The following is a 26,656-nucleotide window of genomic DNA, read 5'->3' as shown; positions in this document are numbered from 1 at the left end:
CCCCTCGCCGAAGGGGTGGGACCACTGCCGGGGACACCGCCGCCTGGTCCGCCCCCGGCAGTGGGGCTGGAACCGTCTCAGGGGGCGCCGCCGCCGGTCCGCCCCCTGAGACGGGGTCTCGTGGGTCATCCGCCTGCCGCGACCTCCACGGACGCCTGCACCGGCAGGTGGTCGTCGTAGGCCGACCTCAACCGCAGCTCCGCCCCCGGCGACGCCCCGATCGTGTCCAGCCCCAGCAGCGCCGCGCCCACCACCGGCGGCAGGTCGACGACCCGCACCCTGGCCAGCGGCGCCACCTCGAGCACCCGCGCGCGCACCGGCCCGAGCACCGTCTCGCCGGTCCCGGTCATCACGCCACCGCCGAGCACCACGTCCACCGGCTCGCCGACCAGGCCGAGCTTGCGCAGCGAGACCGTCGACAGCAGCACGACCTCCTCGACCAGCCGGTCGACCACGGACTGCGCGACGGCGTCACCGCGACCGGCCACCTCGAACAGGATCGGGCTCAGCGCGTGCGGGTCGAACTGGACCTCCTGGAAGTGCAGCTTCTCCACCACGGTGAGGATCGAGGTCTCGCCGTAGTGCGCCAGCAGCGCGGGCAGCAGCTCGGTGGGAGCCCCACGCCCGTCCTCGGCGCGCACCGCGAGCCACAACGCCTTCTCCCCCAGGTGACCGCCACCGCCCCAGTCACCGGAGATCTGGCCCAGCGCCGGGAACCGGTGCGTGCGCCCGTCAGCGGCCACGCCCACGGCGTTGATGCCGGCACCGCACACGACCGCGACACCCACGCCGGACGCCGTACCGGACCGCAGCAGGGCGAACGTGTCGTTGCCGACCACGACCGAGGGGGACCAGCCGCGCTCGGTGATCGCCCGCGTCAGCTCCTCCTCCTCGCGGGGCAGGTCCGCGCCCGCGAGGTAGGCGGCTGTGTGCGTGGCGATCGGCTCGTCGGGGGACAGCCCCGCCAGCACCGCGGCCTCCCGCGCCAAGCCCTCGAACACGTCGAGTCCGCGTTTCATGCCGACGGTCTGCGGCGGTGCCCCCGGTCCGCGCACCTGCGCGAGCACCTTGCCGTCCGCGTCGACCAGCAGCACAGCGGTCTTGCTGTTGCCGCCGTCGATCGCGAGCACCCGGTCCGTCATCGTTGTCAGGCTCCCTTCACCCACGGCAGCAGATCGCGGTTCTGCGCGATCAGCTCGTCGGCCAGCTGGTCCGCGATGGCGTGCTGGCCGATCAGCGGGTGGGCGAGCAGCGCGTTCGCCACTCGGTCGCGACCACCGTGGATCGCGGCTTCCAGTGCCAGGTGCTCGTAGGCGGTCACGTGCGAGATCAGGCCGGAGATCGTGGGCTCCACCGGGCGCACCGGCAGCGGCGTGCCCCCGTTTGCGTCCACAGTGGACGACACCTCGATCACGGCGTCGTCGGGCAGGAACGGCAACGTGCCGCGGTTGAGCACGTTGACCACGTGCTTCTCGGCACCCGCACCACCGGTCAGCGCGTGCACGAGCTGCACCGCCGCCTCCGAGTAGTACGCCCCACCGCGCTGTCCGAGCTGTTCCGGCTTCGTCACCACCGACGGGTCGCCGTAGATGTCGAGCAGCTCCTTCTCCACGGCCGCCACCACCTCGGCGCGCGGCGGCGAGTCGAGCTGCTTCTTCACCACGGCGTCGTGGTTGTAGAAGTAGTTCAGGTAGTACGACGGCACCATGTTCAGCCGCCGCATCAACGCGCCGTCGATGCCTATGTGCTCGGCCAGCCCGTCCACGTGGTCCGCCAGCAGCTCCGGCAACCGGTCCACGCCGTCCACGAAGACGCCGCGCTCCCACGTGAGGTGGTTCAGGCCGACATGCTCCAGCTCCACACTGGACGGGTCGACACCCAGCAGCGCGGACGTCCACCGCTGGAACGTGATCGCCACGTTGCACAGGCCGATCGCCTTGTGCCCGGCCTGCAGCAACGCCCGCGTCACGATGCCGACCGGGTTCGTGAAGTTCACGATCCACGTGTCCGGCCCGGCGAGCTCGCGCACGCGGTCGGCGATGTCCAGGACCACCGGCACGGTCCGCAGGGCCTTCGCGAGGCCTCCCGCACCGGTGGTCTCCTGGCCGACGCACCCGCACGACAGCGGGAACGTCTCATCCGACGCACGCGCCGTCTGCCCGCCGACGCGCAGCTGCAACAGCACCGCGGAAGCGCCCTCGACGCCTTCTTCCAGCGACGTGGTGGTGCGCACCTTCGCCGGGTGCCCGGCGTGCTCCAGCAGGCGCCGGCTGAACGGGCCGACGATCCCCAGGCGGTGCTCGTCCGGGTCCACCAGGACGATCTCGTCCACCGCGAGGCTGGTGCGACGGCCGGCGATGCCGTCGATCAGCTCCGGTGTGTAGGTGGACCCGCCACCGACGACGGTGAGTTTCATCCTTTGACTCCAGTGAAAGTGATGCCCTTGACGAACGACTTCTGGGCGAAGATGAACAAGATGATCGCCGGGATCATGGTCAGGAACGTCACCGCCATCGCTGAGTTCCACTGCACGATGTGCATGCCCTTGAACGTCGCCAGCGCCAGCGACAACGTCCACTGCTCCTTCACCTCACCGGTGTAGAGCAACGGGCCGAAGTAGTCGTTCCAGGTGAACAGGAAGCAGAACAGCGCGGTCGCCGCGATGCCCGGCCGCGCCATCGGCACGATGATCCGCACCAGCGCCTGGAACTCCGAGCAGCCGTCCACCCGTGCCGCGTCCACATAGGACTGCGGGATGGTCAGCATGAACTGGCGCAGCAGGAAGATGCTGAACGCGTCGAACAGGAAGTAGGGCACGATCAACGGCCACAGCGTGCCCGTCAGGCCGAGCGAGGACCACGTGTCGTACAGCGGCACCGCGACGACCTGCGGAGGCAGCATCATCGCGCCGATGACCAGCAGGAACGCGATGTTGCGGCCACGCCACCGCAGCTTCGCGAGCGCGTAGGCGGCCGGGATCGACGAGAGCAGCATGCCGGCGGTCGCGAGCAGCGAGTACGCGAGGCTGTTGAACAGGTACTGGAACAGCGGTGCCTTGTCGAAGACCTCGACGAAGTTCTCCCAGTGCCACTCCCGCGGCCACAGGTCCGAGGTGAACGCCTGGTCGTCCGACATCACCGCGGTGAGGAACACGAACAGCACGGGCGTGGCGAACATCAGGCCCAGCGCGAGGCCGATCGCGTGCGTGGCGACCCAGTTCAGGGCGCCCCTGACGTCACGCGGCCTCTTCGGCTGCGACGGTTCTGCGGGAACGTCCACCGGCGGTTTGGTGAGCGTGGCGGTCATGCTCCCGGGCCCCCTTCCTCGGCGGCGGAGTTCTTGCGCATCCGCTGCACCAGCACGATCGTCACGGCGAACGAGATGACGAACAGGACCGTCGCCATCGCGGCGGCGTAGCCCATGTCGAAGTAGCGGAAGCCCTGCGTGTACAGGTAGACCGGGAACGTCAGCGTCGAGTTGTCCGGGTACCCGAGGTACTTGGTCGCCCCGGTGGAGTCAGCCGATCCCGAGCCCGCCGACCCCGCGACGACGGCCTGGGTGAACAGCTGCAACGCCAGGATCACCGAGTTCACGATGCCGAAGAGCAGCACCGGGGAGATCGTCGGCAGCGTGACGTGCCACCACCGGCGGATCGGGCCGGCGCCGTCGAGCTCGGCGGCCTCGTACTGCTCCTGCGGCACGTCGAGGATCGCGGCCAGGATGATGATCATCAGGTCGCCGGAGATCCACAGCATGATCGCCGTGATGCCGGGCTTGGCCCACAGCGGGTCCGAGAACCACAGCGGCGACTGGAGTCCGACCCAGTCGAGCACGGTGGCGAGCGGGCCGCCGTTGGGGCGCATCACCATGAAGAACACCAGCGTCGCGGCCACCGGCGGGGCCAGCGACGGCAGGTAGCAGAGCGTGCGGATCAGTCCGACGCCCGACTTGAGACGTGCGATGACCGACGCCACGCCCAGCGCGAACACGGTCCTGGCAACGGTCAGCACGACGACGAACCACAGCGTGTTCTGGACCGCCTTGGTGAACAGGGGGTCCTTGAACATGAAGAGGTAGTTGTCGAGCCCGGTGAACTCCGGTGCGTTGATCAGGTCGTACTTCGTGAACGAGAAGACGACCGTGGCGACCAGCGGGTAGCCGAAGAACAGGACGAAGCCGATGAGTGCCGGGGCCATGAACCCGAGCACGGCGAGACGGTGGCGGGCACGGGCCCGCCCCCTGCCGGGGGCGGGCCGCGCACCGAGCGTGGCGGTCATCTGACGAGTCCCTACTTGCCGCTCTTGGCGATCGCGTCGTCGATGTTCTGGTCGACGTCGTCGATGTTCTGGTCGACCTTCTTCAGGCCTGCTGCCAGATCCGCTTCCTTGCCGGAGGTGTAGGACACCGCGAAGTCGGTCACGGCCTTGATGTGCGCGTCACCGATCGGCGTGACCGGGTTGCCCTTGAGCTTGTCGCTCTTGGCCAGGTCGATGAACGTCTTGAACTGCTCGTCTACCTGGAGCTTCGGGCTCTCCATGGCGGCCTTGGTGCTGGGCACGTTCTTGATGGCGTTGGACAGGTCGACGATCGTGTCGGTGTCGAACGACAGGTGCTTGATCAGCTCCCACGCGGCGCCGGGGTTCTTGGCGCCCTTGGGGATGCCCATGATCGTGCCGGTGGTGAAGGCGGTGCCGTAGTCCGCGGGCTTCCAGGTCGGGAACGGGGCCGTGCCGAACTTGATCTGCGGCGCCTGGGCCTTGAGGAAGGCGGTCCGGTACTCGCCGTCCATCATGATCGCGATCTTGCCCTGGTGGAACGCGTGGTCGGCCGAGTACTCCTGGCCGAGGCCCGCGCGGAACCGCTCCAGCGCGTCGAAGCCGTAGAAGTCGACGAGCTTCTTCTGGAACGTCATCATCTCGGTGAAGCCGGGCGAGGAGGCGAGCGACGACTTGCCGTCCTTCTCCCACTCGGCACCGAACGACGGCGCGAGGATCGTCGGGCGGTTGGCGTAGAAGCCCATGGTGGGCAGGTAGCCGGCGCGTTCGATGTCGCCGTTGGGCGCCTTCTTGGTCAGCTTCTTCGCGGCCTCGAACAGCTCGTCCAGCGTCTTCGGCGGGGCCGTGACGCCGGCCTCGGCCAGCATGCCGGTGTTGTAGTACATGGCGTACACGTCGGTGAGCATGGGCATCGCGCAGCGGTTGCCCTTGTACTCGGTGTACTCGCGAACCGCGGGGGAGATCTGGTCCAGGTCGACCTTGTCGCGGTCGATGTAGGGCTTGAGCGCCTGGAACGCGCCGGAGGAGCAGAACTGGCCGATGTTGTCGGTGGTGAACGACAGCGCGACGTCCGGCGTGTTGCCGGAGCGGATGCCCGCGGTGATCTTGTCGTCGTCCTGCGAGCCCTCGTGCTTGATCTCGATGTTCGGGAACTTCTTGGTGAACGTCTTGAGGGCCTTGGTGACCTCTTCGTACTCGCGGTCGGAGTAGTTGCTCCAGACCGTGAGCGTCAGCTTGTCGTCCTTGCCGGGAGCTGCGGCGGCGTCGGAGGTCGCGCCACCTCCACCCTTGCCCGCCGCACATGCGGTGAGGGTCAGCGCTGCGGCGACACAGAGCAAGGCAGCACGGGTGTGCTTGCGCATGTGCACTCCTTCTCGATCAACGTGGGGACCCGGCGACCACGGGGCCGCGGAATGGAGCCGTGGTGGCTGCCGGCAGGCCGAACACCTGCTCGCGCGCGAAGGCCAGCGCCGAGTGCAGTGCGCCGGAACGCACCGGCTTCCCGGTCACGAGGGCCAGCTGGACGGACGTCCTCGGCACCACCAGTTGCCGCAGTTCCGCGGCAACGAGGTCGTTCAGCGTGGTTCCGCCTGCCTGGGCGATGTCGCCGGACAGGAGGACGAGCTCCGGGTCGAGCACCGCGACGACGCCGGCCACACCGGTGGCGATGCGCCTGGCGAGGTCGACCAGGAACTCACGGCCCGCGGGACCGGCGGCCAACGCCTTGCGCACGGCACCGTGACCGTTGCGCGCGGCGAGCCCGTGGGCCCTGGCGAGCTTGCAGATCGAAGCACTGCTGAGCAGCTCGCCGTACGTGCCGCCGGAGCGGTCCGTGCCGGTGTCGGCCACCGCGCGGTCGGGGATCACCAACCCGTCGATCTCGCCCGCGCCACCGGAGGCGCCGTGCAGCAGCACCCCGTTGATCACGACGGCGGCACCGACGAGGTCGGCGGGCCAGATGACGACGAAGTCGCTCACCTCGGTGGCCCGTCCGGCGACCATCTCCTCCAGCGCGACGAGGTTGACGTCGTTCTCGACGCTCACCGACGTCCCGAGCTGCTCGCGCAACCGGCCTGGCACGTCGAAGCCGTTCCAGCCGGGCAGGTGCGGTGCGTAGGCGAGCTCACCGTTCGCGGGGTTCACCGCTCCCGGACAACCCACCACCACGTGCAACAACTCCTCGGGACCCAGGCCGGCCTGTCCGCACGCCTTGCCGACCGCGCTCGTGAACGCCTCGAGCACACCGTGCTTACCGGGCATCGGCGCCTTGTGCTCGGTGAGCACGGCACCGGAGATGTCCGCAATGGCGACGTCGACCGCCTCGGGGGTGAGGTCGACCGCCGCGATGTGCGCAAGAGCCCCGTTGACCGACCACAGCTGGGCCCGCGGCCCCCGCCCACCGCCACGCAGCCCGTTGCGGACCACGGTGTCGGCGGACTCCAGCCGGGTGAGCAGCTGTGCGGTCGCCGGCTTGGAAAGGCCGATCAGGCCTTCCAACTCCGACCTGGTCAGCGGCCCGTTGCGCAGCAGAGCCTCGATGGCTGCGCGGTCGTTGATCTCCCGCAGCAGTCGTGGGCTTCCGGCACGCATTAGGTCCGCTCCTGTCTGTTAACTTTCCAGACGATTTGGCCAGACGGTAGTGACCTGGTTCACCGCGGTCAATCCCCGATACAGCTCCGTTACCTGACTTAGGCTCACCTAAGGCAGTCTGGAAACATGACCGACGTGCGCCAGGAGTCGCTCGCATCACTGCTCGGAGGCCGAGGCGGCGCCCTCGACGCCTCCCTGCCCCCGCTGGCGTTCGTGGCGGGCTGGCTGCTCTGGGGTCACTCGATCGGCGCAGGCGCCATCGCCGCCGTGGTCTGCGGCGTCGTGATCGGCGTGGTGCGCTTCGTCCGAGGCCAAAAACCGCGCGCCGTCGTCTTCTCGGTCCTGCTGGTCGTGGCGGCGGCATTGATCGCCCTGTACACGGGCCGCGTCGAGGACTTCTTCCTCATCCAGCTGCTGTCGAACGTCGCGTCGGCGCTGGCGTGGGCGGGCTCGATCGCGGTGCGCTGGCCGTTGCTCGGTGTCGTCGTCGGGACCTTGCTCGGGCAGAAGACGCGTTGGCGCCGTGACCCCGCTTTGTTGCGTGCGTACTCCATCGCGTCGTGGCCGTGGGTTGGGCAGTACGTGCTGCGCGTGGCGGTCTTTACGCCGTTGTGGCTCGATGCTCAGGTGTTTTGGCTGGCCACGCTGCGTGCGGCGTTGTCGTGGCCGTTGCAGATCGTCTGCATCCTGGTGTCGGGGTGGGTGCTGCGGAAGGCGCTGCCTTCGGGGCATCCGGGGTTCCGGCATCCGCAGGTGCCGGAGTCTGCCTCTTAGGTCAGCGCTTCTTCCGCTTCTTGCCGGGCACCGTGCCGGTCCTGGCCGGTGGAGGTGGCGGTTCGGGGAAGGCCTCGATGTAGTCCTGGTTGCCCATGAAGTCGAGGAACGCCTTGAAGCAGAACCGGTGGGCGAGGTGGAGGAACCCCACGGCGACCACTCCGAGGCCGGCGACGATCACGCGGTACTGCTGGTCCAGGCCACCGGTGGTGCCCCAGTCGTCCTGCAGTTCCGCGGAGCCCGTGACCACTGACAGCGTGATCATCGTCAGCATGTAGAGCGGCATCAGCAGGAACGCGCCCACGACGCAGAGGATGTACGGGCGGCTGTCGGTGCGGAACTCCCAGTTCGGTGGACGAAGCTCGTGCTTCCTCGGCGGCCGCGCCGCCAGGGGCTGCCTCTCGACCACCTCGACCCCGGCCGAACGCGCCCGCACCACCTCGAGCGCCGTCGCCCCGGTCTCCGCCGTCACCGGGACCAACAGCTCGCGTGCCGTGCCGACGACGTGCAGAGCAGGACCGGGCGACACGTCGAAGGTGTGCGGTCTGCCGGTGTCGCCGTCGGCGTAGATGATCACCTGGCAGGTCATCTCCTGGTCGACCTCGATGAGCTCGATCGAGCGCATGGCCGTCCACGGAACGGCGACCACGTCACGCGACCGCTTCCGGCGGGAGACCAGGCTGTCGAGCACCAACCGGTCCGCGCGGACGCACAGCCGGGCCTTGAGCCCCCTGACCGGGAACGGGATCTCCAGCGTCGAACCGGCGAGCGCACGCGTGACCGGCCGGGTGGTGACCAGCACGACCGCCTCGCTCAGCGCCCAGCAGGCCACCACCAGACCGACTGCGATGAGCAACGCGATCGGCCGGTCGTGGTCACCGGTGATCTGCAGGCCGTGGAAGATCGCGTAGAAGACGCCGGGGAACGCCGCCCAGCGCGCCCAGACCCGCCACATCGGCAACCGGCGCCGGTGCCACCACAGTCCGACGGCCGTGACCACCCAGAACGCCACTGCCCCGTGGGCGAGTGAACGCACGCCGGTCGGCTGGACATGTCGCCGTCCGGCGAGCGTGTTCTCCCATGCACCCAGACGCGCGGCCACGACCAGTGCCAGAACCGCGGCACACACGATCAGCGCGAGCCCGGCGACGCGACGCAGAAACGTTTCGAACACGGCGAAGCCCCCAGATGATCTGCCTGAGGACGTTACCGAGGGGTCAAGAGGAGAACCCGCCGAATTCACCTAAACCGGTCGCGGCGCCGACGGTCCCAGCACGTCCACCGCCGCCAGCCAGGCCGCCCCCGCCGCCCCTTCCGTCGCCATGATCACCTGCGCCCCCCACCGCCCCACCAGCTCCTGCTTCAGGTGCACCCCGACCGGTGTCTTGATCAACGACCCCACCAGCACGATCGGCGACGTGTCGTCCGGCGTCCGCACCGCTGAAGCCGTGTCCGCCAGCAACCGCGCGGCCGAAGCCACGATCGACAACGCCGCCGGATCCCCGTGGTGATAGGCAGCGGACACCAGCGGAGCGAACCGGGCCAGGGCGATCGGCGGCGAAGAGTTCACCGCGTTGACCAACGCACCGCGCCCGCGCACCCCCGCCGTCGTCAGCACCGCGGTCGCCAGCCCCTCCAGCGGCGCGTCCAGGTCGAGCAGCCGCAAGGTCGCCCGCACCGCCTCCCGGCCCAGCCAGAACGCCGACCCGTCGTCGCCGATCAGCCACCCGTACCCACCGGACTGGCCGACCATGCGGTGGTCGACGATCCGCCCGGCGATGGAACCCGTGCCGGCCACCAGCACAGTGCCATCAGAAGAAGACGTGCCGGTGGCGAAAGCGGCCTCGCAGTCGGTGACCACCCGCATCGGGCAGTGCAGGCCCGCGCGTTCCCAGGCCTCCTGGAAGAGCGCCAGCACGGAAGGATCGGACATCCGGGAGGCGCCCGCCATGCCGAGAACGCCGGAGCGGACGCGGCGGGAGTCGAGGCCGTCCAGGGCCTCCTTCAACGCCTCGCCGATGTGGGCGGCGGCGACTGACGGCGGGTGGGAGTTGGGGTTGGCGCCGCCGGCGAGGCCCTGGCCCAGCCGGGCGCCGTCGAGATCGAGCACCAAAGCCCTGGTGGACGTGCCACCGGCGTCCAGTCCGACCACCAGATCCATAACGACCGAGTATGCCGAGACGAGCCGGTCCGGGGGCACGCCCAACCGGGTGTCACCTGGTCAGCGCACGGTCACCCGTTGCGTTGTGGTGGAAGAACAGCAGCGAGCCGGGAGGGACCTGATCACCCGGACGGACCACAGTGGACAGTGACGGGACCACGACCTCGTAGGAGAACACGGCGGCAGGGGCCACGTCGACCAGCTCGTCGGGATCGGCCGGCGCGGTGTAGCGGCTCTCCACGCCGACGGTGTAGGTGACCGGGCCCGCGGGCAGGACGGCACGCGACACCGGCAGCACCACCACGTCACTGTCGAACACGTTGGTGTCCACGGAGCCCGGAAAACCGTTCAACGGCTGCTCGTCCACGACCTCGTCGGTCGCCACAGCAGTGGTCCGCGCCAGCCACACGTCGGCCGTCACGTTGCCGGCCGCGTCCTCCGGCTTCACCGCCTCGGTCACGAACTCCTTGCCACCGACGGTGAACCGCACCCGCGGCCGCACCACGTTGCCCAGGTTCTGCCACGTGTCCCAGGTCGCCACCCCGAACGCCAGCAGCTCCGAGGTCGCCGTCGCACCCACATAACGCAGGTCACCGCCGCGTGCCGTCCGGTTCACCGCGCAGCCGTCCTGCACGTCACCACCGCAGGCGGGCAGTCGCGGGGACTCCGCGCCCAGTTGCAGCACCGTCATCCGCGCCGCGAAGTCGCCGCCGGTGCCGCGGCCGACGACCTGCCCCGACGACACCGACAGCCGCGACACCGGCTTCGGCGCGGCGTAGACCGGTACCTGCAGCGACCGGGCGCCGGTGAACCTCACCAGGCCCGACGCCTCGGCCAGGAACTGCCGCCCGTCCGCCAGCGACACGGTCGGGTCCGCGACCTTCCGCAGCGCCGCCGGGTCGGAGATCCGCAACCGCACCTGCACGGGCACCGAACCACCGGCCGGCACGACCACGTTCGGCGTCACCGAGAACGTCACCCCCGGCAAAGCGGTGACCGGTTCGTACGCGACCCGCAGCGGCACGGTCACGGCACCCTTGTTGACCACCCGCAACGTCCGCGTGGCCAGCACCGGGCCGTCCGCCTCGACCGTGCCGAACGACGCGTCGCCCAGCACCAGCACGTCCGCGGACAGCGCCGCGAGCGCGTCGACCCGCCCCGAGCCGACCCGCATCGGCGCCTCGCGCACTCCGGAAGCGGACCGGACCACCCCGGACGCCGTGTTCACCAGTGCCGCCTTGATCTCGGCGACCGTCCACTGTGGATGCGTCTCGCGCAACAGTGCCGCGATGCCCGCCACGTGCGGCGACGCCATCGACGTGCCCCCCAGCGACACCCCGTCGGACGCCGTGCCGGACGCCGCCGAGAAGATCGTGTCACCGGGTGCGGCCACCGAGATCGCCGACCGCGACCGCGACGACGACGGCGTGATCGTGTCCTCGATCTCCGGCGTCACCGACGGCACCGCCCGCTGCAACGAGGACGCCATCCGCACCGACAACGTCCCGGCCTCCAACGCCGGTCGCAACGCGCTCGACGCCGCCGCCGTGAGCTGGAACGCCGGGATGTGCGCGTTGCCCGCGATCGCCGCCGCGAACACCGGCAACGTCGTCGGCAGCAGCACCCCGGCCGCCCCGGCCTTCCACGCGTTGTCCGTGCGCGCGCCCGAACCGCAGGCCCGTGTGGCGTCGACGTCGTCCCACTCCAGCCAGACGATCTTCCCGGCGAGCGGCTCCGAGATCGGCTGACAACCGTCCACACCGGACCTCAGCCGCACCACCGGCAGCGTCAGGTCGACCGGGTCCTTGTAGCCGACGCTGTACTGCCCCGGCCACCGCTGCCCGGCCACCTCGACGCCGTCGAGCATCGAGAACGCGTCCCGGCTGTTCGCCACCGAGATCGCCTCTGGAGTGTTGGCCGGCGACCCGGACACGTCGTAGAGGTCACCGCCGTTGCCCGCCGCCGCGACCACGACCACGCCGTGCTCGACCAGCTTGCGCACGAACAGCGAGTCGGGGTCGTCCGGTGCCCCGAAGTCGCTGCCCAGCGACAGGTTCACCACGTCGAGCTTGTCCGCGAAGTCGCCGTCGCCGTTGGGGTCGAGCGCCCAGTCCAGCGCTTTCGCGGTCAGTTCCGTCGACCCCTTGCAGCCGAACACCTTCAGCGCGTACAGCAACGCTCGGGGAGCCGCGCCGGGGCCGATCTTCATCGAGTCGAGGTCCACCGCCGAGTACGACCCGCGGTAGGTCGAGCCGTCGGCGTTCACCCCGAACCCCGCCGCGGTCCCGGCCACGTGCGTGCCGTGGCCACCGCAGTCCACCGGGTCCGCGTCCGGCTCCGGCAGCGACTCGCCGCCGGTGTACGCGTCACCGGCGAAGTCGAACCCGCCGACCACCTTGGCGGTCGGGAACGTGCCGCCGCCGAAGTCCGCGTGGCGGTAGTCGATGCCGGTGTCGATCACACCGATCCGCACGCCGTCGCCGAACCGCCCGAGCGACCTCCACGCGGCGGCGGCGCGGGTGAGCCGGACGGCGGAGGCGTTCGACGGCTTCTTGGGGACCATCCGGTGCACCGCGCGCACCTCGGGCATCCGCGCCAACGCCGGCAGCCGGCCCTTGCCGACCGCGAGCACGACGCCGGGTACCGCGTTGGACGTTCGGGCAACCTCGCGTCCGCCGGACCGCGACACGACCCGGGAGACGTGCTCCGAGGTCCGGTCACGCGCGGAACGCGCCTGAGAAGCGTCCCGCATCTCCACCGCGGGAGCCGAGGTCAGCTCCACGAAAACGGTTACACGCTCCGGTGCCCCCGCCGGTGCCAGCAGTGCGCCCGCCAGGAGCGAGGCGACAGCCAAGTTCATGATCAATCCCTCCTAGTCATCGGACGACTTCACGGTGAGGCCTAGACGAAGGTGGCCTCGCGGGGCTATACATCCGATGTATTTCCTGCGGTGTGACCAGAGGAGGAACGGCCGTGCAGCTTCTGCGCCTCGGGCCGGTCGGCGATGAACGTCCAGCGGTGAGGACCGGCGACGGGACCACTCACGACCTCCTGCCGATCACCCCGGACATCGACGGCGCGTTCCTCGCGAACGACGGCGTCAACCGCGTCCGCGCCGCCCTCGACGCCGGTGAGCTCGACGTCCTGAACGCCGACGAGATGCGCGTCGGACCGCCGCTCGCGCATCCGGGCAAGGTCATCTGCATCGGCCTCAACTACCGCGACCACGCGGAGGAGACCGGCGCCGACATCCCCGCCGAGCCGGTCGTGTTCCTCAAAACGCCCGACACGATCGTCGGCCCGTACGACGAGGTGCTCGTGCCCCGCCGGTCGGTCAAGACCGACTGGGAGGTCGAGCTCGGCGTCGTCATCGGGCGCACCGCCCGTTACCTGGAGTCCGAAGCGGACGCTCTGGCCTGCGTCGGCGCGTACGTGCTCTCGCACGACGTCTCGGAGCGGGAGTTCCAGATCGAGCGCGGTGGCACCTGGGACAAGGGCAAGAACTGCGAGACGTTCAACCCGCTCGGTCCCTTCCTCGTGCCCGCAGACGAGATCGCCGACCCGCAGGACCTCGAGATGCGGCTCTGGGTGAACGGCGAGCTGAAGCAGAACTCCACCACCAAGAACATGATCTTCCCGATCGCGGAGGTCGTGCGCTACCTCAGCCAGTTCCTCGTCCTTCGTCCGGGTGACGTCATCAACACAGGTACACCCGCTGGGGTGGCGCTCGGCCAGCCGGAGCCCAAGCCGTACCTGCGCGCGGGCGACGTCGTCGAGCTGGAGATCGAGGGTCTCGGCAAGCAGCGCCAGACCCTCGGGCAGGCCTGAGCCCATGCCGAAGATCACCGCACTGGACGTGCTGGACATCCGGTTCCCCACCTCGCGCGAGCTCGACGGCTCCGACGCGATGAACCCGGACCCGGACTACAGCGCCGCCTACGTCGTGCTCCGCACCGACGACGGACCGGAGGGCCACGGCCTCGCTTTCACCATCGGCCGCGGCAACGACGTGCAGGCCGCCGCGATCACGGCGCTGGCCCCGCACGTCGTCGGCAAGGACGTGCCGCAGGACGCGAAAGCGCTGGCAGAGCTGTACTTCGAGCTGATCGGCGACTCGCAGATCCGCTGGCTGGGCCCGGAGAAGGGCGTGGCGCACATGGCGATCGGCGCGGTGGTCAACGCCGCGTGGGACCTCGCCGCCCGCCGCGCCGGGCTGCCGGTCTGGCGGTTCCTCGCCCAGCTCACGCCGGAGGAGCTCGTCAGCCTCGTCGACTTCCGCTACCTGTCCGACGCGCTGACGCCCGACGAGGCGCTGCAGATCCTGCGCCAGGCCGAGCACGGCAAGACCGAACGCGTGGACACCATCGCGCGCGACGGGTATCCGGCCTACACGACGTCACCCGGCTGGCTCGGCTACTCCGACGAGAAGCTCGCCACGCTGGCCCGCCAGGCCCTCGCCGACGGCTTCGACATGATCAAGCTCAAGGTCGGCGGCAGCCTCGACGACGACGTGCGCAGGATGAAGCTCGCCCGCGAGGTCGTCGGTGACGAGGTGCGGGTCGCGGTGGACGCGAACCAGCGCTGGGACGTCGACATCGCCGTGCGGTGGATGAAGGAGCTGGCACCGTACGACCCGTACTGGATCGAGGAACCCACCTCGCCGGACGACGTGCTGGCCCACCGCGCGATCGCGGACGCGCTGGCCCCGATCAGGGTCGCCACCGGTGAGCACGTGCAGAACCGGGTGGTGTTCAAGCAGCTCCTGCAGGCGGGCGCGGTCGACGTGCTGCAGCTCGACGCGTGCCGGGTCGCGGGCGTCAACGAGAACATCGCGATCCTGTTGCTGGCCCGCAAGTTCGACGTCCCGGTGTGCCCGCACGCCGGCGGGGTCGGGCTGTGCGAGCTGGTCCGGCACCTGTCGTTCTTCGACTACGTCGCGGTCTCCGGCGAGGTCGGCGAACGCGTGATCGAGTGGGTCGACCACCTGCACGAGCACTTCCTCGACCCCGCCGTCGTCGTGAACGGCCGCTACCTCGCCCCGACCGAGCCGGGTTTCTCCGCCCAGCTCAAGGACGAGACGCTGACCGACTACGTCTACCCGGGAGGTCCGGTGTGGACGGAGCTGGAGGGCGGGAGGTGACGGACTTCGAGGGACTCGTCGCCGTCGTCACGGGCGGTGCGTCCGGCATCGGCCTGGCCACCGCGACCCTGCTGAGCAGCAGGGGAGCGACCGCCGTCGCGCTGGACCTGCACCCGGACGTGCCGGACCCGCTCGTCGGCATCCGCGCGGACGTGTCCGACGACGCGAGCGTCCAGGCCGCGGTCGACGAGGTCGTGCAGCGGTTCGGCCGGCTCGACGTGGTCGTGAACAACGCGGGCATCGGCGCGCAGGGCGACATCAGCGCCAACTCCGACGAGGAGTGGCTGAAGGTCCTGAACGTCAACGTCCTCGGCATCACCCGCGTCAGCAGGGCCGCCCTGCCGCACCTGCGGAGGTCACCGGCCGCGGCGATCGTCAACACCGGCTCGATCGCGGCGTGGGCCGGGCTCCCGCAGCGCGCGCTCTACTCGGCCACCAAGGGCGCGGTGCACGCGCTGACGCTCGCGATGGCCGCCGACCACGTCCGCGAGGGCATTCGCGTCAACGCGGTCGCACCCGGCACGGCCGACACCCCCTGGGTGGGCCGCCTGCTCGACTCGGCACCGGACCCGGCCGCCGAACGAGCCGCGTTGAACGCACGCCAGCCGCACGGCCGGCTGGTCTCCGCCGACGAGGTCGCGGGAGCCATCGCCTACCTGGCGAGCCCGCTGTCGGGTTCCACCGCCGGCACGGTCCTCGCCGTCGACGGTGGCATGCACGGCCTGCGCTTGCGTCCCCAGCAGTCATGAAAGGCAGTCCAACGATGAAGCGTCGCAACCTCACCGCCGCGGTGTGCCTCGCGCTCGCCGGTGCTCTGACACTCACCGCCTGTGGTGGTGGAGCGGCAGGAACCGGAGCCGGTGGCGTCGGCCCGATCGGCGCCGACCACCCGCGCGCCGACACCGACTTCTGGAACTCCTACATCAAGTACTTCCCGGACAAGGCCAAGGACCTCGGGATCAACCTGCTGAACCCCACCAACTCGCAGAACAAGGTCGAGAACCTGGTCGCCAACGCCCAGTCGCTGCAGTCGCAGGGCGCCAAGGCGATCATCATGGCGCCGCAGGACACCGGTGCCATCGCGTCCACCCTGGACCGGTTGGACAAGGCGAAGATCCCGGTCGTCACCGTCGACACCCGCCCGGACAAGGGCAAGACCTACATGGTCGTGCGCGCGGACAACAAGGCCTACGGCGAGAAGGCCTGCAAGTTCCTCGGTGAGAAGCTGGGCGGCAAGGGCAAGGTTGTCGAGTTCCAGGGCGCGCTGGCGTCGGTCAACGGCCGCGACCGGTCCGAGGCGTTCGCCGCCTGCATGAAGAAGGACTACCCCGGCATCACGGTCTTCGAGGAGCCGACGGACTGGGAGGGCGCGAAGGCGTCCGCCGCCCTGCAGACCCGGCTGAACCAGCACCCGGACATCAACGGCATCTACATGCAGGCCGGTGGCGCGTTCCTCACGCCGACGCTGCAGGTGTTGCGGCAGAAGAACCTCATCGTCCCGCCGACGGACCCCAAGCACATCTTCATCGTCTCCAACGACGGCATCCCGCAGGAGCTGGAGGCGATCCGCAAGGGCGAGATCGACGCGACGGTCTCACAGCCTGCCGACCTCTACGCGCAGTGGGCGCTCTTCTACGCCAAGGCCGCGGTCGAGGGCAAGACGTTCCAGCCGGGCAAGACCGACCACGACTCGACGATCGTCGACACCGGCGGCGGCCGGCTGGAGGACCAGCTCGCGGCGCCGCTGATCACCAAGGAGAACGTCGACGACAAGGCCTTCTGGGGCAACCAGATCGGCAAATGACCGAGCTCGCAGCCACCGCGCGTGGCGTGACCAAGCGGTTCGGGCGCACACTCGCGCTGGACGACGTGGGCATCGAGGTCCGCGCCGGTGAGTCGCACGCGCTCGTCGGCCGCAACGGTGCGGGCAAGTCGACGCTGGTGTCGGTGCTGACCGGTATGCAGGTGCCGGACACGGGCGAGGTCTCCTTCTTCGGCGAGCCCGCACCGCCCGTCGCCGACCGGGCGGCGTGGCGGCGTCAGGTCGCGTGCGTGTACCAGAAGTCGACGGTCGTGCCGGAGCTGTCGGTCGCCGAGAACCTGTTCATCAACCGGCAGGACCTCGGCGGCGGGCTGATCAGCTGGAAGAAGCTGCGTCAGCAGGCCTCGGAACTGCTGGAGACCTACGACGTGGCGGTGCGGCCGGACGCCTTGGTGTCCACGCTGACCGTCGAGCAGCGGCAGCTCGTCGAGATCGCCAGGGCGTTGTCGATCGGCTCGCGGTTCGTGATCCTCGACGAGCCGACCGCGCAGCTCGACGGCCCGGCGATCGAGCGGCTGTTCGACCGGATGAGGTCGTTGCAGGACAAGGGGGTGACGTTCCTGTTCATCTCCCACCACCTGCAGGAGGTCTACGAGGTCTGCCAGACGGTGACGGTCTACCGCGACGCGCGGCACGTCGTCACCGCGCCGGTCGCGGAGATGTCGAAGCCCGACCTGATCGAGGCGATGACCGGCGAGGCGGGCGGCCTGAACGTGCCGAGCGGCGACGATCGGCCTTCCTCGGCGGACGAGGTGCTGACCGTGTCCTCGTTGAGCGGCGACCACTTCGCGGACATCTCGCTGACGGCGACGCGCGGTGAGGTCATCGGCCTCGCGGGCAGCGCGTCGTCCGGCAAGCACGAGTTCGCCGAGACGGTCTACGGGCTGCGCAGGCCTTCTGCCGGTTCTGTCGCGGTGGAGGGTTCGGTGGTGCGCGGCGGTGACGTGCCGGCCGCGTTGAAGGCCGGAATCGGCTGTGTGCCGCGGGATCGGCACCACCAGGGGCTCGTGCTGGACCTGTCGATCGCCGAGAACGCGACGATGAGCACGGCCGGTGCGTTCGTCTGGCCCGGTGCGCAGCGTTCGGCCGGTTCGACCGCGATCGCGTCCTACGACGTCAAGGCCGCCGGGCCGGACCAGCCGGTGTCGGACCTGTCCGGCGGCAACCAGCAGAAGGTCGTGATGGCGCGCGCTCTCGCCGGCGACCCGTCGGTGCTGGTGCTGATCAACCCGACCGCGGGTGTCGACGTGAAGTCCAAGGAGGCGCTGCTCGGGGTCGTCGACGCGCAGGCACGCCGGGGCAAGGCCGCGATCGTCGTCTCGGACGAGCTCGACGACCTGCGGGTCTGCGACCGCGTGCTGGTGCTGTTCCACGGCCGGGTCGTGCGGGAGTTCGGCCGCGGCTGGCGTGACCAGGAACTGATCTCCGCGATTGAAGGAATGAGCACGGAATGACCAAGGCCATCACTCCGCCGGCCGCGGCGACCGCGCCGCCGGAGAAGCAGAAGTTCCGGCTGGCGCGCTACCAGGACCTCGCGCTGGTCCCGGTGATCATCCTGTTGCTCGTCATCGGGGCGGTCCTGTCGCCGATCTTCCTCACGCCGGCCAACCTGATCGCGGTGCTGACCCAGCAGAGCGAGCTGTCGCTGCTGGTGCTGGGCCAGGCGATGATCCTGATCGTCGGCAAGATGGACCTGTCGCTCGAGTCGACGGTCGGTCTCGCGCCCGCGCTGGCGGTCGCGTTGATCATCCCGTCGGCGGCCGGTGGGCTCGACGTCGGTCTCGCGGCGTGGCTCGCGTTGCCGTTGTGCCTGCTGATCGGGGTGGTGATCGGTGGCCTGAACGGGTTCCTGATCCTGAAGGTCGGCCTGTCCGGGTTCATGGTGACCCTGGGCATGCTGACCATGCTGCGCGGTCTGCAGCTCGCGATCACCGAGGGCAAGTCGCTCATCGACGTGCCGGAGTCGTTCCTGTACCTGGGTTCCGCGACCTGGCTCGGGCTGCCGGCGGCGGTGTGGATCTGCATCGTCTGCTACGCCGCAGGCATCTTCGTGCTGAAGTACCTGCGCGCTGGCCGGTCGCTGTACGCGATCGGCGGCAACTCCGAGGCCGCGCGGGCGGCGGGCATCCGGGTCGACCGGGTGGTGTGGACCGTGCTGGTCATCGGCTCGGTGCTGGCGGTGGTCGCGGGCATCCTGATGACCGGGCGGCTCGGCTCCGTCGCCGCGACCCAGGGCGAGGGCATGATCTTCCAGGTCTTCGCGGCCGCGGTGATCGGCGGCATCTCGCTGCAGGGCGGCAAGGGCACGCTCTTCGGTGCGCTGTCCGGCGTGCTGATGCTGGGGCTCGTGGAGCAGATCCTGCGGCTGCAGGGCGTGTCCGGCTTCTACATCCAGGCGTCGTACGGTGCGGTGATCATCCTGGCGTTGGTCGTGACCCGGTTCGCCACGGGCCAGAAGCAGGAGTGACGTCGTGAAGGTGCCCGTTTCCCGGCTCGGCTTCGGTGCCGCGCCGATCGGCAACCTCTTCCGGGAGGTGTCCGACGCCGAGGCCTTCGGCGCGGTCGAGGCCGCCTGGCAGACCGGTGTCCGGTACTTCGACACCGCGCCGCACTACGGCCTCGGCCTGTCGGAGCGGCGGCTGGGTGTGGCGCTGTCCGGTCGGCCGCGCGCCGAGTACGTGCTCTCCACGAAGGTCGGGCGGGTGCTGGAGCCGTCCGACGGCGTGGGGATGGACGACGAGGGTTTTGTGGTGCCGCGCCACTTCCGGCGGATCCGCGACTACTCGGCCGACGGGGTCAAGCGGTCCATCGAGTCCTCTTTGAAGCGACTGGGCACGGACCGGGTGGAGATCGTCTACATCCACGACCCGGACGACCACTGGGCCTCCGCCGCGGGTGAGGCCTACCCGGCGTTGGAGAAACTGCGGTCGCAGGGTGTCGTCGGCGCCATCGGCGTCGGGATGAACCAGTGGGAGATGCCGGAGCGGTTCGTCCGCGAGACCGACATCGACGTGGTGATGCTGGCCGGCCGGTACACGTTGCTGGAGCAGCCCGCGCTGGTCTCGTTCCTGCCCCTGTGCGTCGAACGCGGTGTTTCGGTGGTGGCGTGCGGTGTGTTCAACTCCGGCCTGCTGTCGAAACCGGTCGTGGCCGCCGATGCGAAGTACAACTACGAGGAAGCTCCTTCGTCGCTGGTGGATCGTGCTCGTGCGATCGCCGCGGTCTGTGAGCGGCACGGGGTGACGCTGCCCGAGGCGGCGATCCAGTTCGCCTTGGGCCACCCCGCGGTCGTGTCGGTGGTGATCGGCTCGCGGACGGCGGAGCAGATGACCGCCAACGCCGCGTACTTCGCCACCGAGATCCCCGCCGACCTGTGGAACGAGCTGAAGGCGCTGAACCTGGTCGACCCGGAGGTGCCGACGCCGTGATCGTCGACGCCCACCACCACCTGTGGGACCTGTCCGCGCGGGACCAGGACTGGATCACCGACCCGCCGATGGGCGTGATCAGGCGGTCGTTCCTGGAGCCGGACTTCGTCTCGGTGGCGGGGGAGGTCTCGGCCTCGGTGCTGGTGCAGACGGTCTGCGTGCCCGAGGAGACGCCGGAGCTCCTGGCCGTGGCGGCGTCTTCGGACGTCGTCTCGGCGGTGGTGGGGTGGACCGACCTGACGGCCGCCTCCGTCGCTGACGCGGTGGCCGAACTGCAGGGCGGTGCCGACGGCTCCTGGCTGCGCGGGATCCGGCACCAGGTGCAGGGCGAGCCGGACCCGGAGTGGTTGTGCCGCAAGGACGTCCGGCGCGGCTTGGCGGCCGTTGGCGCCGCCGGGCTGGTGTACGAGCTGCTGACGTTGCCGGTGCAGCTGCCGGCCGCGCGCCGGACCGTGGCGGCGCTGGGCAACGCGCCGTTCGTGGTGGACCACTGCTCGAAGCCCGCCATCAGGTCCGGCATGGGGGAGTGGGCGGAGCTGATCCGTTCGCTGGCGGCGCACGAGAACGTGACGTGCAAGCTCTCCGGCCTGGTCACCGAGGCCGACTGGAAGTCGTGGGACGTTGCTTCGCTGCGGCCGTACTTCGAGGTGGTGCTGGACGCGTTCGGTGCCGACCGCCTGATGTTCGGCTCGGACTGGCCGGTGTGCCTGCTGGCCGCCACCTACGACGAGTGGCTTTCCGCCGCCCGTGAGCTGGTCGAGGAGCTGTCACCCGACGAGCAGGCCGCGATCTTCTCGGGCACCGCTCGCCGGGTGTACGGGCTCTAGCACCGACCGGGGGTCAGGGCGCGAACTCGGTGGACGGTTCGGTGGCGTAGTTCCGCCAGATCGGCGCCATGGTCTCCCGCGTCATGGGCTGCCCGGACTCGACCATGGCCTTGAGGTCGCGGAAGTACTGCACGTACAGGTCCGGCGTGAAGGTGGTCAGCATGACCGCCGGGTCGTCGCCGGGGTTCGCGAACGTGTGCGGCGCGCCAGGAGGGACCAGCACCCACGTGCCGGCACCGACGTCGTGGTGGTCCTGCCCGATCGTGAAACGCACGGTGCCGGAGAGCACGTAGAAGCCCTCGTCGTGCTGGGCGTGGCGGTGTTGCGGAGGCCCTGGCGTGTGCGGCGGGACGACGACCTCGCCGATGCCCAGGCGGTGATCGGTGTTGCTGCCGTCCTCGAGGATGCGGATCTGGGACGGACCGTTGGCGATGAGCTCGCCCTCGCCGGGACGGACGATCGTGACAGCGACCATGGAGCAGCCTCCTGTGATTGCAGCTTGTGCAATCACCGTACACCGGTGACTGCACATTGTGCAGTCGCTAGGCTCAGGGCATGCCGCGATGGAAACCGGACGCAGTCGAGCGCCTGCACACCGCCGCGTTGGAACTGTTCGACGAGCAGGGTTTCGAGCGCACGACGGTCGCCGAGATCGCCCAGCGGGCAGGGCTCACCCCGCGGTCGTTCTTCAACCACTTCGCGGACAAGCGCGAGGTGCTGTTCGGGCTGAGCGCGGAGCTGCAGCGAGAACTCGTCCGCGAGATCGAGGAAGGCGATGACACCACGCCACCGCTCGACGCCGTCGTGCGCGCGATGGGGGTCGTCGCGGACAAGATGTTCGAAAGCCGCCGTGCCTTGGTGACGCGCCGCTTGGCCGTCGTCGCCGCCAACCCGGAGCTGCAGGAACGCGAGCTCGGCAAGAACGCGGCCCTCACCGATGCCATCGCGGCCGCGCTCCAGGACCGGGGCTGCACCCCGGACACCGCACTGCTCGCCGCCGGCGCCGCCATGCTCGCGCAGCAGGCGGCGTTCCGGACGTGGGCGCAGCCGGGCGAGACCCGACCCCTGCGCGACCTGCTGCCGGCCGCGCTGCACGCGTTGCGCGCGACCGTCACTTCCTAGTCGAAGAGCGCCTTCAGCTCGTTGATCAGCTGCGGCGTGGCCTCCGCGAGCGGCTCGCGCACCGGCCCCGCCGGCAACCCGAGCAGGTTCAGCGCCGCCTTGACCGCCACCGCACCCGGCTCCCGCGTCATGATCGCCGTGATCACCGGGATGAGCGCCTGGTGCCTGCGCAGCGCCTCCTTGTTGTCACCCTCGTCGTAGGCGTCGAGCATCGCCTTGATCTCGTTGCCCACCACGTGCCCGACCGTGCTCACCGTCCCGACGCCACCGATCGAGTACATCGGCAGGATCAGCTCGTCGTTGCCGGAGTAGTAGTCCAGCCCGGTCTCGGCGATGACCTTCGCGCTGGCCAGCAGGTCGACCTTGCAGTCCTTCACCCCGACGATCCGCGGGTGCTCGGCGAGCCGGAGCAACGTCTCGGTGTCGATCGCCGCGGCCGTGCGACCGGGGATGTCGTAGAGCAACGCGGGCAGCCCGGACGCGTTGGCCACGCTCCGGAAGTGGTTGTGGATGCCTTCCTGCGTCGGCTTGCTGTAGTACGGCGTCACCACGAGCAGCCCGTCCGCACCGCTCTGCTCGGCTTGGCGGGCGAGCTCGATCGTGTGGCGCGTGGAGTTGGTTCCAACGCCCGCGAGGATCTGGGTCCTGTGCCCGACCGCTTGCTTCACGGCCTTGATGACCAGCGCCTTCTCCGCGTCCGTGGTGGTCGGCGCCTCACCGGTCGTGCCGTTGACGACCAGCCCGTCGGCCCCACCCTTGTCGACGAGGTGCGCCGCCAGCTCCTGCGCACCCTTGAGGTCCAGGTCACCGTCGGGGGTGAACGGGGTGACCATCGCTACCAGCACTCGTCCGAACATGACTCAAGCGTGGCTGTGGTTTATGGAAAGTTCCAGTTAGAAGTTCTGCTCGGAACGTTAAGCTGAGCTTTGTGTTGGACGTCCGCCGCCTCCGGCTGCTGCACGCTCTGTCGGTCCACGGCACGGTCACCGCCGCCGCGGAGGCCCTGCACGTGACTTCTCCCGCCGTGTCCCAGCAGCTGGCCGCCCTGGAACGCGAGGCCGGCGTCGCGCTGGTCGAACGCGATGGCCGCCGGTTGTCGCTGACCCGCGCCGGTCACGTTTTGGCTGCACACACGCAGCTCGTTCTGGACCAGCTGGCGGCGGCTGAAGCTGATCTGGCTTCTTTGCGGACGTCGGTGTCCGGTGTCGTGCGCATCGGTGCTTTCGTCTCGGTCGCCGCGTTGCTGCCGCGCGTGATCCAGGTGCTGCGGTCGGCGCACGGGTCCGATGTGGACCTCTTCGTGCACGAGATGGAACCCGAGACGTCGCTGCCTGCGTTGCGGCGCGGGGACATCGACATCGCGGTGATCCACTCGTACAACATCATGCCGCGCTCGTTGCCCGCTTCCTGCGAGTCGCACGAGATGTTCGTAGAGCCGGTGAACGTTGCCTTGCCGCTGTCGGATCCGTTGGTGCAACAGGATTCGGTGGACCTGAGCTTGTTGTCCGACCGGCCTTGGATCATGCCGCGGACCGACGCCTCGTGCCACGAGCTGACGCAGCGGGCTTGTGGGGCGGCGGGGTTCGTGCCGCGCGCGCAGGCTTATTGCGATGACTTCGGGGTCATGTGCGGGTTGGTCGAGGCCGGGCTCGGGGTGGCGTTGGTGCCGTCCGTGGCGCGTCGTCCGGGGGTGGCTCTGCGGCCGTTGAAGCAGCAGGTTTTTCGGACGGTTTCGGCGGTGGTGCGGAACCGGGCGGATGGGCAGCCGGCGGTGCGGGTGGTGCTGGAACAGCTACGCCAGGTCTGACAGCGTCACTCAGGACCGCGGCCGGTCGCTGGAGCGCTGGTCATCACTGGTGGCGAACCCTGCAGGAGGCCGACCATCATGGTCAGCAGCTGCCGAATCCTGCGGGCCACTTCATTCCGCCGCAATGCTGGTGACGACCTGCAGTGGCGATTGCTTGACGCCCCCGGCTATCCTGGGCGACATATTCGCCCGGTCCCTCGTGGGCCGGGTTTTTCTTTGCCTTCAGCCGATCAGGCCAGGTCCGACAGCCACTGCTCGACGCCCGCCACGTGCACCGTCGACCAGCTGCGCGCGAGCTCCGGTTGGTGGGCCGCGAGCGCGTCCACGATGGCGCGGTGTTCGGCGACCGTGCGGTCGACGGCGTTCGACTGGGTGATGCCGCGCCAGATGCGGACCCTGACCGTGGGGCCGGCCAGCGTGTCGAGGAGCTGGGCGAGGTAGGCGTTGCCCGAGCACTGGGCGATGGCGCGGTGGAACTCGAGGTCGTGCTCGACGAGCTCCTCGACCGACTTGGCCTGTTCGGCGGCGTCGCAGAGGGCCCTGAGCTTGAGGACCTCGTCCAGGTCGATGCGCTGGGCGGCCATCGCGGCGGCGGCCGGTTCGAGGATGCGGCGGACCTGGAGGACCTCCAGCACCGAATCTTCGCCGCGGTGCAGGTCGAGGACGAACGAGAGCGCGCCCAGCAGGTCGTCCGCGCGGAGGCTGGAGACGTAGGTGCCGTCGCCCTGGCGGACGTCGAGCACCCGGACGAGCGACAGCGCCTTCACGGCCTCGCGCAGGGAGTTGCGCGAGAGGCCGAGGCGTTCGGCCAGGTCAGCCTCCCGCGGGAGACGGTCGCCCGGCTTCAGCTCGCCGGAAACGATCATCTCCTTGACGCGCAGAATCGCATCGTCAGTGACTGCCACGGCACCTCAACTCGTCGTAGACCTCGGATGTCTGAACACCAGTATGCGTCACCCATCGTCACGCCACGGCGACACCGGTACCCATGACGGTGATTCACCTATTGATATGTGGGATGGTTATCTACTAACGAGACGTGACGCGGACCTCCGTTGTCGCCATAATGGTCTGGACCATTCTAGGAGGGATCTTGGACGCCGTTGTCGCAGCACCGCGCGCACTGCTCGGTCGCACGATCGTCGGTCCTGCCTCGGTGCGGATCAGAGACGGCCGCATCGTCGAGGTGACCACCGGTGAAGCACCACCCGGCGCGGAGGTCCTGTCCGACGGCCTGCTCACGCCGGGACTGGTCGACGTGCAGGTGAACGGCGCCGTCGGCGTCGACTTCGCCGAGGTGGACGCCGCCGGCATGCGCTCAGTCGCAGCAGCCCTACCGGCCACGGGGGTGACCCGCTTCCTGCCCACGTTGATCACCGCACCGGTCGACGTGGTCATCCGCCAGGCCAGAGCCGTGCTGGCCGCCTCGGCCGCACTGCCCGACGGGGTGGGCGCCCGCCCCCTCGGCGTGCACCTCGAGGGCCCGTTCCTGTCGCCTAAACGCGCAGGTGTGCACGACCCGTCGTTCATGGTCGAGCCTGGTCCAGACCAGATCGACGCGCTGCTGAACGACGACACCCTGCGCCGGGCTCTGCGCATGGTGACCCTGGCCCCCGAACAGCCCGGCGGCTTCGAGGCGATCCGCCGCCTGGTGGAGGCCGGTGTCCTGGTGGCCGTGGGCCACTCCGACGCCACCGGTGAGCAGACCCGTGAGGCCGCCGACGCCGGCGCGCGCATGGTGACGCACCTGTTCAACGCCCAGCGCCCGTTGGGCCATCGCGAACCCGGCGTTCCGGGTGTGGCTTTGGTCGACGACCGCTTCACGTTGGGGCTCATCGCGGACCTGGCCCACGTGGGGCCGGACGTGTGCCGCCTCGTGTTCAACGCGGCCGGTGCGCGGGTGGCGCTGGTGACGGACGCGGTTGCCGCGGCCGGGATGCCGCCGGGGAGGTATCAGCTGGGTGGGGCGGATGTGCTGCTCACCGAGGACGGCGTGCCGCGTTCCCCTGAGGGCACGATTGCCGGGTCGGCGCTGACGCTGGACCGGGCCGTGCGCAACATCGTGTCGGTGGGTGTGCCCGCGGCGGATGCGTTGGCGGCGGCGACGATCGTGCCCGCCGAGGTGATCGGGGAGTCCGGGCTTGGGCGGTTGGCGCCTGGGGCGGTGGCGGATCTCGTGTGGTGGGACGACGAACTGCGGCCCAAGAAGGTTTGGGTTGATGGGGAGGTCGTTTTTGATGCTGATGGTGTGGGGGAGCCGGTGGCGCCTGTTGCGGCGGGGTATGCGACTGCTGGGCAGTAGGTGGCCGGAGTAGGTGACTGTGTTTGGCGGCGGGGGATTGCTGGTCCTTTGGGGCGGCGGTTCCCCGCTTTGCCGTTTCGGCGGCGCGTGGGTTGGGTGGGTCGTCCCCCTGGTGCGTTGGCGGCTTGCGGTTGGGAGTTCGTGGGTGGTTGGGGTGGGTGCGGGTGTGGCGGGTGCGTGGGGCCTCCGGCGGCGGGGGGACTCCGTCCCCCTCGACCCCCTGACAATCTGATCAAAAACCGGGCCGGCGCTGTTCGTGGGTTGATGGCACGCCGGTTGGGTTGGGCGGCTTGCGGCTGCGTAGGGGCGTGCGTTGGTGGTGTGGTTTCGTCCCGAAGTCGCACCAGAGGCAGCCACCCTTGCAGGGATGAGTCAAGTCCGAAGAGCGTGGACTTGACTCATCCCTC

24 protein-coding genes are annotated in these 26,656 nt (G+C 69.6%); 12 read left to right on the top strand and 12 right to left on the bottom strand.

The window, feature by feature from the left end:
• Positions 1-125 precede the first annotated feature (125 nt).
• From BBK82_RS12170 to BBK82_RS12145, 6 genes are read right to left on the bottom strand one after another with little or no spacing between them, the layout of a single operon-like run.
• The gene (locus BBK82_RS12170; protein ID WP_065915114.1) at positions 126-1,142 is read right to left on the bottom strand and encodes an N-acetylglucosamine kinase; all 1,017 of its coding nucleotides are present in this window, start codon (positions 1,140-1,142) and stop codon (positions 126-128) included.
• A gap of 5 nt (positions 1,143-1,147) precedes the next feature.
• A complete protein-coding gene (locus BBK82_RS12165) occupies positions 1,148-2,416 on the bottom strand; it encodes a 6-phospho-beta-glucosidase (protein WP_065915113.1) in 1,269 nt (422 codons plus the stop codon).
• On the bottom strand, positions 2,413-3,306 hold the full coding sequence (locus BBK82_RS12160) for a carbohydrate ABC transporter permease (protein WP_065915112.1): 894 nt from the start codon (positions 3,304-3,306) through the stop codon (positions 2,413-2,415). The genes BBK82_RS12165 and BBK82_RS12160 overlap by 4 nt, the downstream gene beginning before the upstream one ends.
• Positions 3,303-4,277 (bottom strand): carbohydrate ABC transporter permease, encoded by a 975-nt coding sequence (locus tag BBK82_RS12155; RefSeq protein WP_065915111.1) that lies wholly within the window; start codon positions 4,275-4,277, stop codon positions 3,303-3,305. Before BBK82_RS12155 ends, BBK82_RS12160 begins: the two co-directional genes overlap by 4 nt.
• A gap of 11 nt (positions 4,278-4,288) precedes the next feature.
• Complete coding sequence (locus BBK82_RS12150; protein WP_065915110.1) at positions 4,289-5,638, bottom strand: ABC transporter substrate-binding protein; 1,350 nt, start codon at positions 5,636-5,638, stop codon at positions 4,289-4,291.
• A gap of 16 nt (positions 5,639-5,654) precedes the next feature.
• Positions 5,655-6,866, bottom strand: coding sequence for an ROK family transcriptional regulator (locus BBK82_RS12145; protein WP_065915109.1), 1,212 nt, complete (start codon positions 6,864-6,866; stop codon positions 5,655-5,657).
• 126 nt (positions 6,867-6,992) lie between these two features.
• Here BBK82_RS12145 and BBK82_RS12140 point away from each other — a divergent pair, with 126 nt between their 5' ends.
• Positions 6,993-7,640, top strand: a complete 648-nt coding sequence (locus tag BBK82_RS12140; RefSeq protein WP_065915108.1) for a DUF3159 domain-containing protein — start codon at positions 6,993-6,995, stop codon at positions 7,638-7,640.
• 1 nt (position 7,641) lies between these two features.
• On the opposite strand, the gene BBK82_RS12135 is transcribed toward BBK82_RS12140, so the two are convergent.
• The 3 genes from BBK82_RS12135 to BBK82_RS12125 all read right to left on the bottom strand — a co-directional run bounded on the left by BBK82_RS12135 (position 7,642) and on the right by BBK82_RS12125 (position 12,661).
• Positions 7,642-8,814: a hypothetical protein gene (locus BBK82_RS12135; protein WP_065915107.1), complete on the bottom strand. Its 1,173-nt coding sequence runs from the start codon at positions 8,812-8,814 to the stop codon at positions 7,642-7,644.
• Positions 8,815-8,883: 69 nt separating this feature from the next.
• Entirely contained in the window at positions 8,884-9,801 is a 918-nt protein-coding gene (locus tag BBK82_RS12130) for an N-acetylglucosamine kinase (protein WP_065915106.1), read from the bottom strand.
• Between the two features lie 52 nt (positions 9,802-9,853).
• Positions 9,854-12,661, bottom strand: a complete 2,808-nt coding sequence (locus BBK82_RS12125; RefSeq protein WP_154697261.1) for a S8 family peptidase — start codon at positions 12,659-12,661, stop codon at positions 9,854-9,856.
• Positions 12,662-12,774: 113 nt separating this feature from the next.
• On the opposite strand from BBK82_RS12125, the gene BBK82_RS12120 reads away from it, so the two are divergent.
• Genes BBK82_RS12120 through BBK82_RS12085 form a run of 8 tightly spaced genes read left to right on the top strand, consistent with a single transcriptional unit; the run spans position 12,775 to position 21,018 of the window.
• The gene (locus BBK82_RS12120; protein WP_065915104.1) at positions 12,775-13,629 is read left to right on the top strand and encodes a fumarylacetoacetate hydrolase family protein; all 855 of its coding nucleotides are present in this window, start codon (positions 12,775-12,777) and stop codon (positions 13,627-13,629) included.
• Between the two features lie 4 nt (positions 13,630-13,633).
• A complete protein-coding gene (locus BBK82_RS12115; protein ID WP_065915103.1) occupies positions 13,634-14,941 on the top strand; it encodes an enolase C-terminal domain-like protein in 1,308 nt (435 codons plus the stop codon).
• Entirely contained in the window at positions 14,938-15,690 is a 753-nt protein-coding gene (locus tag BBK82_RS12110) for an SDR family NAD(P)-dependent oxidoreductase (protein WP_065915102.1), read from the top strand. The genes BBK82_RS12115 and BBK82_RS12110 overlap by 4 nt, the downstream gene beginning before the upstream one ends.
• A 14-nt stretch (positions 15,691-15,704) precedes the next feature.
• A complete protein-coding gene (locus BBK82_RS12105) occupies positions 15,705-16,745 on the top strand; it encodes a sugar ABC transporter substrate-binding protein (RefSeq protein WP_065915101.1) in 1,041 nt (346 codons plus the stop codon).
• Positions 16,742-18,217 carry a sugar ABC transporter ATP-binding protein gene (locus tag BBK82_RS12100; RefSeq protein ID WP_065915100.1) on the top strand — a complete coding sequence of 492 codons (1,476 nt, stop codon included), beginning with the start codon at positions 16,742-16,744 and terminating at the stop codon, positions 18,215-18,217. The genes BBK82_RS12105 and BBK82_RS12100 overlap by 4 nt, the downstream gene beginning before the upstream one ends.
• Positions 18,214-19,230 carry an ABC transporter permease gene (locus tag BBK82_RS12095; protein ID WP_065915099.1) on the top strand — a complete coding sequence of 339 codons (1,017 nt, stop codon included), beginning with the start codon at positions 18,214-18,216 and terminating at the stop codon, positions 19,228-19,230. The genes BBK82_RS12100 and BBK82_RS12095 overlap by 4 nt, the downstream gene beginning before the upstream one ends.
• A 4-nt stretch (positions 19,231-19,234) precedes the next feature.
• A complete protein-coding gene (locus tag BBK82_RS12090) occupies positions 19,235-20,191 on the top strand; it encodes an aldo/keto reductase (RefSeq protein WP_065915098.1) in 957 nt (318 codons plus the stop codon).
• On the top strand, positions 20,188-21,018 hold the full coding sequence (locus BBK82_RS12085; RefSeq protein WP_065915097.1) for an amidohydrolase family protein: 831 nt from the start codon (positions 20,188-20,190) through the stop codon (positions 21,016-21,018). Before BBK82_RS12090 ends, BBK82_RS12085 begins: the two co-directional genes overlap by 4 nt.
• Before the next feature lie 13 nt (positions 21,019-21,031).
• Here the strand turns inward: BBK82_RS12085 and BBK82_RS12080 are convergent, their stop codons facing one another.
• Positions 21,032-21,493 (bottom strand): cupin domain-containing protein, encoded by a 462-nt coding sequence (locus tag BBK82_RS12080; protein ID WP_065915096.1) that lies wholly within the window; start codon positions 21,491-21,493, stop codon positions 21,032-21,034.
• 80 nt (positions 21,494-21,573) lie between these two features.
• Between BBK82_RS12080 and BBK82_RS12075 the strand changes: the two genes are divergently transcribed.
• Complete coding sequence (locus BBK82_RS12075) at positions 21,574-22,140, top strand: TetR/AcrR family transcriptional regulator (protein ID WP_065915095.1); 567 nt, start codon at positions 21,574-21,576, stop codon at positions 22,138-22,140.
• Here the strand turns inward: BBK82_RS12075 and dapA are convergent.
• Positions 22,137-22,997 (bottom strand): 4-hydroxy-tetrahydrodipicolinate synthase, encoded by an 861-nt coding sequence (dapA, locus tag BBK82_RS12070; protein ID WP_065915094.1) that lies wholly within the window; start codon positions 22,995-22,997, stop codon positions 22,137-22,139. The genes BBK82_RS12075 and dapA overlap by 4 nt on opposite strands.
• A gap of 71 nt (positions 22,998-23,068) precedes the next feature.
• On the opposite strand from dapA, the gene BBK82_RS12065 reads away from it, so the two are divergent.
• Entirely contained in the window at positions 23,069-23,947 is an 879-nt protein-coding gene (locus BBK82_RS12065; RefSeq protein WP_065915093.1) for a LysR family transcriptional regulator, read from the top strand.
• Between the two features lie 230 nt (positions 23,948-24,177).
• On the opposite strand, the gene BBK82_RS12060 is transcribed toward BBK82_RS12065, so the two are convergent.
• Complete coding sequence (locus BBK82_RS12060; RefSeq protein ID WP_065915092.1) at positions 24,178-24,852, bottom strand: FadR/GntR family transcriptional regulator; 675 nt, start codon at positions 24,850-24,852, stop codon at positions 24,178-24,180.
• A 188-nt stretch (positions 24,853-25,040) separates the two neighbouring features.
• Between BBK82_RS12060 and nagA the strand changes: the two genes are divergently transcribed.
• Positions 25,041-26,249 (top strand): N-acetylglucosamine-6-phosphate deacetylase, encoded by a 1,209-nt coding sequence (nagA, locus tag BBK82_RS12055; protein ID WP_065915091.1) that lies wholly within the window; start codon positions 25,041-25,043, stop codon positions 26,247-26,249.
• Positions 26,250-26,656: the final 407 nt, after the last annotated feature.

It is taken from the genome of Lentzea guizhouensis (assembly GCF_001701025.1).
Classification (GTDB): Bacteria; Actinomycetota; Actinomycetes; order Mycobacteriales; family Pseudonocardiaceae; genus Lentzea; species Lentzea guizhouensis.
Note: the sequence above shows the minus strand (reverse complement) of the source record. Positions and strands in the feature narration are given on the sequence as shown.

Bases quoted from the DNA above. Each gene is read 5' to 3' on its own strand.
- BBK82_RS12170 (WP_065915114.1), bottom strand. From the start codon at position 1,142: ATGACGGACCGGGTGCTCGCGATCGACGGCGGCAACAGCAAGACCGCT.
- BBK82_RS12165 (WP_065915113.1), bottom strand. From the start codon at position 2,416: ATGAAACTCACCGTCGTCGGTGGCGGGTCCACCTACACACCGGAGCTG.
- BBK82_RS12160 (WP_065915112.1), bottom strand. From the start codon at position 3,306: ATGACCGCCACGCTCACCAAACCGCCGGTGGACGTTCCCGCAGAACCG.
- BBK82_RS12155 (WP_065915111.1), bottom strand. From the start codon at position 4,277: ATGACCGCCACGCTCGGTGCGCGGCCCGCCCCCGGCAGGGGGCGGGCC.
- BBK82_RS12150 (WP_065915110.1), bottom strand. From the start codon at position 5,638: ATGCGCAAGCACACCCGTGCTGCCTTGCTCTGTGTCGCCGCAGCGCTG.
- BBK82_RS12145 (WP_065915109.1), bottom strand. From the start codon at position 6,866: ATGCGTGCCGGAAGCCCACGACTGCTGCGGGAGATCAACGACCGCGCA.
- BBK82_RS12140 (WP_065915108.1), top strand. From the start codon at position 6,993: ATGACCGACGTGCGCCAGGAGTCGCTCGCATCACTGCTCGGAGGCCGA.
- BBK82_RS12130 (WP_065915106.1), bottom strand. From the start codon at position 9,801: ATGGATCTGGTGGTCGGACTGGACGCCGGTGGCACGTCCACCAGGGCT.
- BBK82_RS12125 (WP_154697261.1), bottom strand. From the start codon at position 12,661: ATGAACTTGGCTGTCGCCTCGCTCCTGGCGGGCGCACTGCTGGCACCG.
- BBK82_RS12115 (WP_065915103.1), top strand. From the start codon at position 13,634: ATGCCGAAGATCACCGCACTGGACGTGCTGGACATCCGGTTCCCCACC.
- BBK82_RS12105 (WP_065915101.1), top strand. From the start codon at position 15,705: ATGAAGCGTCGCAACCTCACCGCCGCGGTGTGCCTCGCGCTCGCCGGT.
- BBK82_RS12100 (WP_065915100.1), top strand. From the start codon at position 16,742: ATGACCGAGCTCGCAGCCACCGCGCGTGGCGTGACCAAGCGGTTCGGG.
- BBK82_RS12095 (WP_065915099.1), top strand. From the start codon at position 18,214: ATGACCAAGGCCATCACTCCGCCGGCCGCGGCGACCGCGCCGCCGGAG.
- BBK82_RS12080 (WP_065915096.1), bottom strand. From the start codon at position 21,493: ATGGTCGCTGTCACGATCGTCCGTCCCGGCGAGGGCGAGCTCATCGCC.
- BBK82_RS12075 (WP_065915095.1), top strand. From the start codon at position 21,574: ATGCCGCGATGGAAACCGGACGCAGTCGAGCGCCTGCACACCGCCGCG.
- dapA (WP_065915094.1), bottom strand. From the start codon at position 22,997: ATGTTCGGACGAGTGCTGGTAGCGATGGTCACCCCGTTCACCCCCGAC.